The organism is Cellulomonas dongxiuzhuiae, from assembly GCF_018623035.1.
Lineage (GTDB): Bacteria > Actinomycetota > Actinomycetes > Actinomycetales > Cellulomonadaceae > Cellulomonas > Cellulomonas dongxiuzhuiae.
Genome location: NZ_CP076023.1, coordinates 2146657 through 2159610, shown reverse-complemented (window position 1 = coordinate 2159610; position 12954 = coordinate 2146657). Strand labels below are relative to the sequence as shown.

At 73.5% G+C, this 12954-nt stretch carries 11 protein-coding genes; 6 read left to right on the top strand and 5 right to left on the bottom strand.

Going from position 1 to position 12954, the window contains the following annotated elements; all coding sequences use genetic code 11:
- The first annotated feature begins 156 nt into the window (after positions 1-156).
- From KKR89_RS09740 to KKR89_RS09725, 4 genes are all read left to right on the top strand, one after another.
- The gene (locus KKR89_RS09740; RefSeq protein ID WP_208195169.1) at positions 157-1356 is read left to right on the top strand and encodes a phosphoglycerate kinase; all 1200 of its coding nucleotides are present in this window, start codon (positions 157-159) and stop codon (positions 1354-1356) included.
- 3 nt (positions 1357-1359) lie between these two features.
- Positions 1360-2154, top strand: coding sequence for a triose-phosphate isomerase (gene tpiA, locus KKR89_RS09735; protein ID WP_208195168.1), 795 nt, complete (start codon positions 1360-1362; stop codon positions 2152-2154).
- 229 nt (positions 2155-2383) lie between these two features.
- Positions 2384-2629: a preprotein translocase subunit SecG gene (gene secG, locus KKR89_RS09730; RefSeq protein WP_208195167.1), complete on the top strand. Its 246-nt coding sequence runs from the start codon at positions 2384-2386 to the stop codon at positions 2627-2629.
- Between the two features lie 12 nt (positions 2630-2641).
- Positions 2642-2989, top strand: coding sequence for an RNA polymerase-binding protein RbpA (locus tag KKR89_RS09725; protein WP_208195166.1), 348 nt, complete (start codon positions 2642-2644; stop codon positions 2987-2989).
- A 114-nt stretch (positions 2990-3103) separates the two neighbouring features.
- On the opposite strand, the gene pgl is transcribed toward KKR89_RS09725, so the two are convergent.
- From pgl to tkt, 5 genes are all read right to left on the bottom strand, one after another.
- On the bottom strand, positions 3104-4597 hold the full coding sequence (gene pgl, locus KKR89_RS18575; protein ID WP_208195165.1) for a 6-phosphogluconolactonase: 1494 nt from the start codon (positions 4595-4597) through the stop codon (positions 3104-3106).
- A 70-nt stretch (positions 4598-4667) separates the two neighbouring features.
- Positions 4668-5585 (bottom strand): glucose-6-phosphate dehydrogenase assembly protein OpcA, encoded by a 918-nt coding sequence (locus tag KKR89_RS09715; protein ID WP_208195164.1) that lies wholly within the window; start codon positions 5583-5585, stop codon positions 4668-4670.
- Complete coding sequence (gene zwf, locus KKR89_RS09710) at positions 5582-7123, bottom strand: glucose-6-phosphate dehydrogenase (RefSeq protein ID WP_208195163.1); 1542 nt, start codon at positions 7121-7123, stop codon at positions 5582-5584. The genes KKR89_RS09715 and zwf overlap by 4 nt, the downstream gene beginning before the upstream one ends.
- Positions 7120-8253 carry a transaldolase gene (tal, locus tag KKR89_RS09705; RefSeq protein WP_208195162.1) on the bottom strand — a complete coding sequence of 378 codons (1134 nt, stop codon included), beginning with the start codon at positions 8251-8253 and terminating at the stop codon, positions 7120-7122. The genes zwf and tal overlap by 4 nt, the downstream gene beginning before the upstream one ends.
- Positions 8254-8336: 83 nt before the next feature.
- On the bottom strand, positions 8337-10505 hold the full coding sequence (gene tkt / locus KKR89_RS09700; protein WP_208195161.1) for a transketolase: 2169 nt from the start codon (positions 10503-10505) through the stop codon (positions 8337-8339).
- A gap of 543 nt (positions 10506-11048) precedes the next feature.
- On the opposite strand from tkt, the gene KKR89_RS09695 reads away from it, so the two are divergent.
- Positions 11049-11927 carry a heme o synthase gene (locus KKR89_RS09695; protein WP_243882354.1) on the top strand — a complete coding sequence of 293 codons (879 nt, stop codon included), beginning with the start codon at positions 11049-11051 and terminating at the stop codon, positions 11925-11927.
- 10 nt (positions 11928-11937) lie between these two features.
- Positions 11938-12870 carry a site-specific tyrosine recombinase XerD gene (locus tag KKR89_RS09690; protein ID WP_208195159.1) on the top strand — a complete coding sequence of 311 codons (933 nt, stop codon included), beginning with the start codon at positions 11938-11940 and terminating at the stop codon, positions 12868-12870.
- The last annotated feature ends 84 nt before the right edge of the window (positions 12871-12954 follow it).

The window sequence follows — 12954 nt, the reverse complement described above, 5'->3', positions numbered from 1 at the left end:
TTCCCCATGCGTCCGCGTGCGCCGAGGCCGTCGGCCCGGCGCACGCGGACGCTGGCATGTCAGGGGCACGCCGCCCCACCCGCACGGCCCCGGCGGCACGCCGGGGAGGGACCCCCGCTCGCCGGCCCGCCGTCGGCAGCAGCCTGGTAGGAGATCATGAAGACCATCGACGACCTCGGCGACCTGCGCGGCAAGCGCGTGCTCGTCCGCTCCGACTTCAACGTGCCGCTCGACGGCACCACCATCACCGACGACGGCCGCATCCGTGCCGCGCTCCCGACGATCCAGGCGCTCGTCGCCAAGGGTGCGCGCGTCGTGGTGGTCGCCCACCTCGGACGCCCGAAGGGTGCGCCGGAGGCCAAGTACTCGCTGGCACCCGTCGCCGCGCGCCTCGGCGAGCTGCTGGGCCAGGACGTCGCCCTCGCGGACGACGTCGTCGGCGAGTCGGCCAAGGCGACCGTCGCGGGCCTCCAGGACGGGCAGGTCGCCCTCCTCGAGAACGTGCGGTTCGACCCCCGTGAGACGTCCAAGGACGACGCGCAGCGCGCGGCGCTGGCCGACGAGCTCGCCGCGCTCGTCGACGCGTACGTCTCCGACGGCTTCGGCGTGGTGCACCGCAAGCAGGCGTCGGTCTACGACGTCGCGCAGCGCGTGCCGCACGCGGTCGGCCAGCTGGTCCTCAAGGAGGTCGAGTCGCTGCGCAAGGCGACGGACGACCCCGCGCGCCCCTACGTCGTGGTGCTCGGCGGCTCGAAGGTCTCCGACAAGCTCGGCGTCATCGAGAACCTGCTCGGCAAGGCGGACCGTCTCCTCATCGGCGGCGGCATGCTGTTCACGTTCCTCGCGGCCCAGGGCCACGCGGTCGGCAAGAGCCTGCTCGAGGAGGACCAGATCGAGACGGTCAAGGGCTACCTCGCCACGGCGCAGGAGAAGGGCGTGGAGATCGTCCTGCCCGTCGACATCGTCGTCGCCCCGGAGTTCAAGGCCGACGCCCCGGCGACGGTCGTCCCCGCCGACGCGATCCCCGCCGACCAGATCGGTCTCGACATCGGCCCGAAGAGCGCCGAGCTGTTCGCGTCGAAGATCGTCGACGCCAAGACCGTGGTCTGGAACGGCCCTGCGGGCGTGTTCGAGTTCGAGGCGTTCGCCAACGGCACGCGTGCCGTCGCGCAGGCGCTCGTCGACGCCGGGACCCACGGCGCCTTCACCATCGTCGGCGGCGGTGACTCGGCCGCGGCCGTGCGCACGCTCGGCTTCGACGAGGCCGGTTTCGGCCACATCTCCACCGGCGGCGGCGCGTCGCTGGAGTTCCTCGAGGGCAAGACCCTCCCCGGCATCGCCGTCCTGGAGGGCTGACTCGTGGCAAGCACCCGTACCCCGCTGATGGCGGGCAACTGGAAGATGAACCTCGACCACCACCAGGCGACGCACACCGTGCAGAAGCTGGCGTGGACCCTCAAGGACGGCAAGCACGACTACGCGGCCGTCGAGGTCGCCGTGCTGCCGCCGTTCACGGACCTGCGCAGCGTGCAGACGCTCGTGGACGCCGACAAGCTCGAGATCGTCTACGGCGCGCAGGACGTGTCGGCGCACGAGTCGGGCGCGTACACGGGCGAGATCTCGCCCCTGTTCCTCGCCAAGCTCGGCGTCACGTACGTCGCGGTCGGTCACTCCGAGCGTCGTCAGCTCCACCACGAGGACGACGCGCTCGTCAACGCCAAGGTCAAGTCGGCCCTGTCGGCGGGCCTGGTGCCGATCCTGTGCGTCGGCGAGCCGCTCGAGGTCCGCAAGGCCGGCGAGCACGTGCCGCACACGCTGGCGCAGCTCGACGGCGCGCTCGAGGGTCTGTCGGCTGAGCAGGTCGCGGGCATCGTCGTCGCGTACGAGCCCGTCTGGGCGATCGGCACGGGGGAGACCGCGACGCCGGAGGACGCCCAGGAGCTCTGCGAGGCGATCCGCGTGCGCATCGCCGAGCTGTACGACCAGGCGACCGCGGACGCCGTGCGCGTCCTGTACGGCGGCTCCGTGAAGTCGTCGAACGTCGCGTCGATCATGGCCAAGCCCGACGTGGACGGGGCGCTGGTGGGCGGTGCGAGCCTCGACCCCGAGGAGTTCGCCCGGATCGTCCGGTACCAGGCGCACGCCGTCGCCTGACCCTCCGCCGGGGCCGGGACGCCGACCTGAGGCGTCCCGGCCCCGGCGACCGTCGTCCCACGGATCGCGCGATGGTGGATCGCACAGCCCCGCGTCGCCTACCCTGTACCGCGGCACTGCGTCGACGGAGCACGCCGACGACGGCCGCACCGGCACGACACGCACCGACGCCACCCACGGCCACGGTGCACCGCTGCACCGAACCGCCCGAGTGAGGAACCCCACCGACGTGACTGCCCTGCGTATCACCCTCCAGGTGCTGCTGGTTCTCGCCAGCCTGCTGCTCGTCCCGCTGGTGCTGCTGCACAAGGGCAAGGGCGGCGGCCTGTCCGACATGTTCGGGGGCGGCATCACGGCCGGCGCCGGCTCGTCGGGCGTGGCCGAGCGCAACCTCAACCGGATCACGATCGCCATCGCGCTGCTGTGGACGGTCATGATCGTGCTGCTCGGCCTGATCGAGAAGTTCTCGGAGTAGGGGGACCTGGCCATGGCGAGCGGGAGTGCGATCAGGGGGTCGCGCGTCGGTGCCGGCCCGATGGGCGAGGCGGAGCGCGGCGACGCCGCGCCGCGCGTGTGGATCTCCTACTGGTGCGCGAACGGCCACGAGACCCGGCCGAGCTTCGCCGAGGAGGCCGCCGAGGAGGCGCCCACCACGTGGGACTGCCCCCGGTGCGGGTTCCCGGCGGGCCAGGACCCCGAGGCGCCACCGGCGCCCGTCAAGAACGAGCCGTACAAGACCCACCTCGCGTACGTGAAGGAGCGGCGCAGCGAGGAGGACGGCGCGGCGATCCTCGACGAGGCGCTGGCCGCGCTCCGCGCGCGACGCGGCCGCTGACGCCCCGCGGGGACCGGGCGTCGGTCGACCGGCCCGCAGCCCGAGGTGCCACGGGCGCCGCTCCCTGAGGGGACGGCGCCCGTGGCGTGCCTGCCGCGGCCGCGGGAGGGCGCGTCAGCGCACGCGCAGGAGCGCGAAGCCGTCGTAGCCCTTCTCGCCGACGGTCTGCACGACGGTGCCGTCGACACGGTCGTCCGCACCGACCCGTGCGTAGAACGCGCGGACGCCCTGGACGCGGGTGTCGGGGTGCTCGGGGTCGACCACCGCGCCGTCGCGGACGACGTTGTCGACCACGATGAGCGTGCCGGGACGCGACAGCGCGATCGCGCGGTCCACGTACGGCGCGAGCTGCTCCTTGTCCGCGTCGACGAACACGAGGTCGAACGGCTCGGCGCCCGACGCGACGAGGTCGTCGAGCGACGTCAGCGCGGCACCGACGACGAGCTCCACACGCTCCTGCAGCCCCGCCGCGGCCAGCGAGGCCCGTGCGACGTCGGCGTGCGCCCCGCTGAGCTCAAGGGTGACCAGCCTGCCCTGCGGCGGCAGCGCCTGCGCCAGCCACCATGTGCTGTACCCGCCGAGCGTGCCGATCTCCAGGACCCGCCGAGCACCGACGGACCGGGCGAGGATCTCCAGCAGGCGACCCTGGGCGGCACTCACGGCGATGTCGGGCAGGCCGGCGTCGGCTGCGGCGTTCCGCACGTCGCGTGCCGCCGGTGACTCGTCGACGAGCGGGGCCACGTAGGCGTCGACCGCGGCCCACGCGCGCGCGGCGCTCGACGCGGTGCGCGGCCGCAGGCCGTCGTCGTCGGTGTGCTCCGCAGGCGCGATCCCGCCGTCGGGGCCGCCGTCCGGCACCGTCGGCGCCGCGGCCAGGTCGAGCAGCCACAGGGTGCGTTCGGTGCCCCGGGCGCCGGCGGCGGGCGTCGTGCGGACGTCGTCACCGGCGAGTGCGCGTGCCACCGCGGGCGCCTTCTCGGCCCCTGCTGCCACGACCCACACCTCGCGCGCGGAGCGGATCAGCGGGAAGGTCAGCGACACCCGCTCGGACGGCGGCTTGGGGGAGTCGTGCTCGGCGACGACCATCGAGCTGGCCTCGAACAGCGAGGACCGCCCGGGGAAGAGCGAGGCGACGTGGCCGTCGGGGCCCATGCCCAGCAGCAGCACGTCGAATCTCGGGGCGAGCCCGCTGTCGGCGGCGTGGGCGCGCAGCTCGGCGGCGTAGCGACGGGCGGAGGTCTCGCCGTCCGGGACGTCGTCCGAGAGCGCGGGGATGGCGTGGACGTTGCCGGCCGGCAGCGCGTCCCCGAGCGCGTCGACGAGCGCCTCACGGGCCTGCGTCTCGTTGCGGTCCGGGTCGCCGTCGGGCAGGAAGCGTTCGTCGCCCCACCACAGGTGCACGCCCGTCCAGTCGACCGCGTCGCGGACGGGCGACGCGGCGACCGCGCGGAGGGCGGCGATGCCGACGGTGCCGCCGGTGAGGACGACGTGGACCGGCGAACGGTGCGACTGCAGGTCGACGAGCCGTGTGAGGAGCCTGGCGGCGGTCGCGGCGGCGAGCACCTCGGCGTCGGGGTGGACGAGGACCTCGAGCGAGGCGGGGGTCATGCGTCTCCTCCTGTGCCCGGCGCCGCCGGGCGTCGTGGGGGTCGGGCCGGAGCCCGGACCCGGGCCGGTGTCACGCGTCGATGCGGGCGAGACCCTTCTGCAGGACCTCGCCGTAGACCTCATCGGCGTCGAGACGGCGCAGCTCCTCGACCAGGCACTCGCGGAGCTGGCGGATCGGCAGCGCGATGCGGTGCTCGGGCTGGTCCGGCTGGCGCAGCGCGGCCGTCTTGCCGTCGGGCCGGTCGAGCACGATGTCGCCCGACGTGCGCTCGAGGCGGACCTGCGTGATGGCGGGCGCGCCGGGGACGCGCTCGATCTCGACGGGGCAGCGCAGCGCCTGCGCGAGCCAGGCCGCCATGAGGTCGACGGACGGGTGGGTGCTCTCGCCCGTGACCACGGCGCGGTGCACGGGCTCGAACGGCGGCTGGTCCAGCGTCGCCGCGATGAGACCACGCCACAGCGTCGCACGGGTCCACGCGAGGTCGGTGTCGCCGTCCTCGTAGACGCGTGCCAGGTCGCGCAGCGCCCGGCTGGGGCGCGGGCAGGTCGTGGTGTCGGTGATGCGGCGCTGCGCCATCCGGCCCAGCGGGTGCTCGGAGGGGTTGGCCGGGACGTCGTACGGCCACCACACGACGATCGGGGCGTCGGGGAGGAGCAGCGGCATGACCAGGGTGTCGACGTGACGCGTGACGCCGCCGGAGATGCGCAGGATCACGACCTCGCTGGCACCCGCGTCCCCGCCGAGCCGGATCTGCGCGTCGAGGCCGGCCTCACGCTCGCCCGTGCGCTCGGTGATGACGATGATGCGGCACGGGTGCTCCCGGCTCGCCGCGTTGGCGGCCTCGATGGCCTCCTCGGGGTCGTGCGCGTCGGCGTCGATGATGAGCGTCAGCACCCGGCCGAGCGCGATCGCACCGCCCTCGTCGCGCGCCTTGATCAGGCGCTTGTTGATGTCCCGGGTGGTGGTGTCCGGCAGGTCGATGATCACGGGAGCCTCCAGGCACGACCGTCGCGCGCCATCATCTCGTCGGCCGACGCCGGCCCCCACGTGCCGGCGCGGTACTCGTCCGGCGTGCCCTTGGAGGCCCAGTACTCGGTCACGGGGTCGAGGATCTTCCAGGAGAGCTCGACCTCCTCGTGCTGCGGGAACAGCGGCGGGTCGCCGAGCAGGACGTCGAGGATGAGACGTTCGTACGCCTCGGGGGAGGACTCCGTGAACGCGTGGCCGTACCCGAAGTCCATCGTGACGTCGCGCACCTCCATCGCCGTGCCGGGCACCTTCGCGCCGAACCGCAGCGTGACGCCCTCGTCGGGCTGCACGCGGATGACCAGCGCGTTCTTGCCGAGCTCCGATGCCGCGGTCGCCTCGAACGGCAGGTGGGGCGCCTTCTTGAAGACCACCGCGATCTCGGTGACGCGGCGTCCCAGCCGCTTGCCGGTCCGCAGGTAGAACGGCACACCCGCCCACCGGCGGGTGTCGATGTCGACACGGATGGCCGCGTAGGTCTCCGTCGTGGAGTGGGGGTTGAAGCCCTCCTCCTCGGCGTACCCGACGACCTTCTCGCCGCCCTGCCAGCCGGCCGTGTACTGCCCGCGGGCCGTGTTGCGGCCGAGGTCGCGGGGGAGCCGCAGCGCCGAGAGCACCTTGGTCTTCTCCGCGCGCAGGGCGGCCGCGTCGAACGACACGGGCTCCTCCATCGCGGTCAGCGCGAGGAGCTGGAGCAGGTGGTTCTGGATCACGTCGCGGGCCGCGCCGATGCCGTCGTAGTACCCCGCGCGGCCGCCGATGCCGATGTCCTCGGCCATGGTGATCTGCACGTGGTCGACGTAGTTGCCGTTCCAGATCGGTTCGAACAGCTGGTTCGCGAAGCGCAGGGCCAGCAGGTTCTGGACCGTCTCCTTGCCCAGGTAGTGGTCGATCCGGAAGATGTCGTCGGGCCGGAAGACCTGGGACACGATGTCGTTGAGCTCGCGCGCCGACTCGAGGTCGTGACCGAACGGCTTCTCGATGACGACGCGCCGCCAGGTGCCCTCCTTCGGCTGCGAGAGGCCCGAGCGCGCGAGCTGCTGGCACACGACCGGGAACGAGCTCGGGGGCACCGACAGGTAGAACGCGTGGTTCCCCCCGGTGCCGCGCGTGACGTCGAGCTCCTCGACCGTCTTGCTGAGCTGGTCGAACGCGTCGTCGTCGTCGAACGTCCCCTGCACGAAGCGGATGCCCTCGGACAGCTGACGCCAGGTCGCCTCGCGGAACGGCGTGCGCGCGTACTGCTTGACGGAGTCGTGGACGACCTCCTCGAAGTCCTGCGTCTCCCAGTCGCGACGTGCGAAGCCCGTCAGGGCGAACCCGGGGGGCAGCAGCCCGCGGTTCGTCAGGTCGTACACCGCGGGCATGAGCTTCTTGCGGGCGAGGTCGCCCGTCACACCGAAGATGACCAGGCCGCAGGGTCCGGCGATCCGCGGCAGCCGCCGGTCGCGCGCGTCGCGCAGCGGGTTCTCGTGCGGTCCGACCTTCGCGGGGCTCACCTGCTCGCCTCGGCCGCGTCGGCGGCGCGCGCGAGGCCGGCCTCGACGGTGCCCAGGAGCTCGGTCCACGACACCTCGAACTTCTGCAGGCCCTCGGTCTCGAGGTGCTCGGTCACGTCGTCGACCGAGATCCCCAGGGCCTCGATCCGGTCGAGCAGCGCGGCCGACGCGTCCTGGGTCCCGCTGACGGTGTCGCCGCGCACGTTCCCGTGGTCCGCGACGGCGTCGAGCGTCTTCTCCGGCATGGTGTTGACGGTGCCCGCCACGACAAGCTCGTCGACGTACCGGGTGTCGGGGTAGGCCGGGTCCTTCACGCCGGTCGAGGCCCACAGGGGCCGCTGCGGGCGTGCCCCGGCGGCCGCCAGTGCCTGCCACCGCTCGCCGGTCACGACGTCCTGGTACACGCCCCACGCGAGGCGCGCGTTGGCGATCGCCGCCGTGCCGCGCAGCGCGGCCGCCTCCTCGGTGCCGAGGGCGTCGAGCCGGGGGTCGATCGCGGCGTCGACGCGCGAGACGAAGAACGACGCCACGGACGTGATGGGCGCCAGGTCGAGCCCGGCGGCGTGCGCCTGCTCGATCCCGTCGAGGAACGCCTCGAGCACCGCCCGGTAGCGCTGCAGCGAGAAGATCAGCGTGACGTTGACGCTGATGCCCTGCGCGAGCGCAGCCGTGATCGCCGGCAGTCCCTCGACGGTCGCAGGGATCTTGATGAACAGGTTGGGTCGCTCGATCTCGGACCACAGGGTCTCGGCCGACGCGATCGTGGCCGCGGTGTCGCGTGCCAGGCGCGGGTCCACCTCGATCGACACCCGGCCGTCGAGGCCGTCGGTCGCGTCGTAGACGGGCCGCAGGACGTCGCACGCGTCGCGGACGTCGTCGGTCGTGATCCGCAGGACGGCCTCCTCGACGGCCGCGCCGTCGGCCGCGAGCGTGCGCAGCTGCGCGTCGTACGCGTCACCCTGCGACACCGCGGAGGCGAAGATCGTCGGGTTCGTCGTGATGCCGACGACGCCGCGTGCGACGAGGTCGCTCAGCCCTCCCGAGGCGATCCGCTGGCGGGACAGGTCGTCGAGCCAGACGGCCACGCCCGCGTCCCGCAGCGCGTGCAGGGGGGTGGTGATGGAGGTCATGGTCGTTCCCCTTCGTCGCACGAGGTCCTTCGCGTCCTGCGCGTGGCGGGGCCGCCCGGGGGCGGCCCCGCCACGTTCCATCGTCAGGCGGGCAGGTCGCCCGTCCCCGACTGCGTCGGGGTGCCGGGGGCGCTGGCCGACCGGTCGTCCCCGCGCGCCGCGGCGAGCGACTCGTGTGCCGCGGCCACGACGGCCTCGGCGGTGATCCCGAACTCGCGGTACAGCGTCTGGTAGTCGGCCGAGGCGCCGTAGTGCTCGATGGACACCGAACGGCCGGCGTCGCCGACGATCTTGTGCCACGACATCGCGATACCGGCCTCGACCGACACGCGTGCGCGCACGGCCGAGGGCAGCACCGACTCGCGGTACTCCTCGTCCTGCTCGGCGAACCACTCGAGGCACGGCGCGGACACGACGCGCGTGGCGACACCGGCCGCCTCGAGCGTCTCGCGCGCCTCGACCGCGAGCTGCACCTCGGAGCCCGTGCCGATGAGCACGACGTCCGGCGTGCCGGACGACGCCTCGAGCAGCACGTACGCGCCGCGCGTGACGCCGTCGGTCGTGGCGAAGCCGTCCTCGCCGCGCGGGTACGTCGGCACGTTCTGCCGCGTGAGGACGAGCGCCACGGGTCCGTCGGTCCGCTCCAGCGTCGCCCGCCAGGCGGCGGCCGTCTCGTTGGCGTCCGCGGGACGCACGACGGCGAGGCCCGGGATCGCGCGGACGGCGGTGAGGTGCTCGACGGGCTGGTGCGTGGGGCCGTCCTCGCCCAGGCCGATCGAGTCGTGCGTCCACACGTAGGTGACGTTGACGCCCATGAGCGCCGCGAGGCGCACCGCGCCACGCATGTAGTCCGAGAACGTGAAGAACGTGCCGCCGTAGGGCCGGGTCAGGCCGTGCAGGCGGATGCCCGACAGGATGGACCCCATCGCGTGCTCGCGGATGCCGAAGTGCAGCGTGCGACCGAACTCGTCGCCGGCGAACTCGTGCGACGAGCGGTGCGCCGGCAGGAAGGACGGCTCACCCTTCATCGTCGTGTTGTTCGAGCCCGCGAGGTCGGCCGAGCCGCCCCACAGCTCGGGCAGCACGGGCGCGAGCGCGGACAGCACCTCGCCGGACGCGGCGCGCGTCGCGACGGACTTGCCGGCGGGGAACGTCGGCAGCGCCTCGGTCCAGCCCTCGGGCAGCGCGTCGGCGCGCAGGCGGTCCAGCAGCGCCTTGCGGTCGGGGTTGGCGGCGGCCCACGCGTCGAAGGCCTCCTGCCACGCCGCCCGCTCGGTGGCGGCGCGGTCGGCGAGCGACCGCGTGTGCGCGATGACCTCGGGCGCGACCTCGAAGGTCTTCTCGGGGTCGAAGCCGAGGACCTCCTTCAGGCCGCGGATCGCGTCGCCGCCCAGCTTCGAGCCGTGCGACGAGTGGTCGTCGGTCTTGCCGGGGGTGGGCCACGCGATGAGCGTGCGCAGGCCGATGAACGACGGCTTGTCCGTCACGGCCTTGGCGGCCTCGATCGCGGCGTGCAGCGCGTCGACGTCCTCGCGGTACTCGCCACCGGCGGTCCAGTCGACGAACTGGACGTGCCAGCCGTAGGACTCGTAGCGCTTGAGCACGTCCTCGGTGAAGGCGATCTGGGTGTCGCCCTCGATCGAGATGTGGTTGTCGTCCCACAGCACGACGAGGTTGCCGAGCTCCTGCGTGCCGGCGATCGACGAGGCCTCGCTCGTCACGCCCTCCTGCAGGTCGCCGTCGGAGGCGATGACGTACACGTGGTGGTCGAACGGGCTGGTGCCCGGGGCGGCCTCGGGGTCGAGCAGGCCGCGCTCGCGGCGCGCCGCCATCGCGAAGCCGACCGCGGACGCCAGGCCCTGGCCCAGGGGGCCGGTCGTGATCTCGACGCCGGCGGTGTGCCGGTACTCGGGGTGGCCCGGGGTCTTGGAGCCCCACGTGCGCAGCGCCTCGAGGTCCTCGAGCTCCAGCCCGAAACCGGCCAGGTAGAGCTGGATGTACTGCGTGAGGCTGGAGTGCCCCGCCGACAGCACGAACCGGTCGCGACCGAGCCAGTGGGGGTCGGTCGGGTCGTGCCGCATGACGGTCTGGTAGAGCAGGTAGGCGGCAGGCGCGAGACTGATCGCCGTACCGGGATGCCCGTTGCCGACCTTCTCGACCGCGTCCGCCGCGAGCACGCGGGTGGTGTCCACCGCACGCAGGTCAAGGTCGGACCAGCCGACCTTGGTGGCCAGGGGAGCCTTCGCGTTCACCGCACCTCATTCCCGTCCCGCACGCGCGGGGCGTCGTTCCGAGCGTCTCCGGTCAGCGGCCGCGAGAGCGGTGCGTCCGGCTGGGGCCCCGTCGCATCGTCGGACGGGGATGTCTGCTGCTGGCGAGCCTATAGCGCAGGGACGTGGTCATGCTCACCCGGTCCACCGGGGTGGCAATCGATTGCCACCCAGCGTGGTGGCGCCGGGGCCCGCTCGGCGTCCCGCGGTGCGACGGATCTCACGTGCCAGGCTCGCTCGCGTGAGGGTGGCGCCTCCCCGCCCGGCGGGCAGGGTGCGTACCATGGCGGACGGGACCTCGGTCCCGGCTGCCCCGCCGTCAGGTCGGCGGCAGCCCCGGTCCGACCTCCCGAACGGAGACCGAAGCGCGTGCGCCTGTCCACCCCCGCGTCGCCCGACGTGAGCAGCCCTGGTGCCGTCGTCGGCCCGGCAGCCCCGGTGGACGGGGATGAGCCGCAAGGCCCCGTCGACGCAGCCACGGCCGCGGCGCCGCGCGGCCGCCTCGCCCGCACGTCGTCGACGGCGCTGGGCACGGTCGGTGCCTATGTGGCGCTGACCAAGCCGCGCGTCATCGAGCTCCTGCTCATCACCACGATCCCCACGATGTTCCTGGCCGCGCGGGGCCTGCCCTCGCTCGCCCTGGTCGCCGCGACGCTCGTCGGGGGCGCGGGCGCCGCGGGCGCGGCGAACACGCTCAACCAGTACCTCGAGCACGACATCGACGCGGTGATGAACCGTACGCGGCGGCGCCCGATCGTCACCGGCCGGATCACGCCGCGCGCCGCGCTCGTGTTCGGCCTCGTCCTGGGCGCGGTGTCGCTCACGTGGATGTGGCTGGTCGTCAACCCCGCGTCGGCGATGTGGACCGCCTCGGCGATCCTCATCTACGTCGTCGGCTACACGATGATCCTCAAGCGGCGCACGCCGCAGAACATCGTGTGGGGCGGCGCTGCCGGGTGCATGCCGGTCGTCATCGGGTGGTCCGCCGTCACCGGCGGGATCTCCTGGGAGGCGGTGCTGCTGTTCGGCGTCGTGTTCTTCTGGACGCCGCCGCACTACTGGCCGCTGTCGATGAAGTTCCGGCGCGACTACGCCGCCGCCGGTGTGCCCATGCTGCCCGTGGTGGCCGCCGACACGCGGGTCGCGCGGCAGATGATCCTCTACACCCTCGCGATGATCGCCTGCTCGCTGCTGCTCGTGCCCGTCGGCGGCATGACGTGGGTCTACGCGGCGGTCGCGGCCGTGCTCGGCGCCTGGTTCCTGTGGCTGTGCATCGGCCTGCTGCGTCGCGCCCGCGACCCGCGTCACCCCCCGCTGCGCGCCATGACGGTGTTCCACGGCTCCATCACGTACCTCACGCTCCTGTCCGTCGCGGTCGCGGTGGACGTCTTCCTCCCGCTGTGACAGCGCGGACGTGGCCGACCGTCTGACCGCCGCGCTCGAGGGCTACCTCGCGCACCTCACGGTCGAGCGCGGCCTGGCCGTGCACACGCTGGCCGCCTACCGGCGCGACCTGACGCGGTACGTCGAGCACCTGCGTGCCGCGGGCCGCACGGACCCCGCGCAGATCACCGAGCGCGACGCCGAGGACTACGTCATCGTGCTGCGCACCGGCTCCGACGGCCGCGCCGTGCTGTCGCCGGCGTCCGCCGCCCGCAGCATCGTGGCGCTGCGCGGCTGGCACCGGTTCCTCGCCCTCGACGGCCTCGCGCCGACGGACGCGGCGGCCGAGGTGCGCCCGCCCGCTCAGCCGCGCCGCCTGCCCAAGGCCATCTCGGTCGACGACGTGGGCCGCCTGCTGGACGCCGCAGGCCTCGGCGACGGGCCCGTGCCGCTGCGTGACCGCGCGCTGCTGGAGCTCCTCTACTCGACCGGCGCACGCATCTCCGAGGCGGTCGGGCTCGACGTCGACGACCTCGACCTGACGCCGGGCCGGGCGGCCGTGCGCCTGCTCGGCAAGGGCCGCAAGGAACGCGTCGTGCCGGTCGGCTCGTACGCGGCCCGCGCCGTCGAGGCGTACCTGGTGCGCGGTCGGCCCGCGCTCGCCGCCGCGGGACGCGGCACCGCGTCGATCTTCCTCAACACCCGCGGCGCACCGCTGAGCCGCCAGTCCGCCTGGGCCGTGCTGCGGGTGGCGGCGGAGCGCGCGGGGCTCGGCTCGGACCACGTGTCCCCGCACACGCTGCGGCACTCGTTCGCGACGCACCTGCTCTCCGGCGGTGCGGACGTGCGCGTCGTGCAGGAGCTGCTCGGGCACGCGTCGGTGACGACCACGCAGATCTACACGATGGTGACGCCGGACACGATGCGCGAGGTCTACGCGGCCAGCCACCCGCGCGCCAGATGACGCGGATCGCACGCCGCCCGGTCTGTCGCACCGGTGGACGCGCCCTGCTCGGGTAGGTTGTCCCGCGAGGTGGGCCCGGACGGG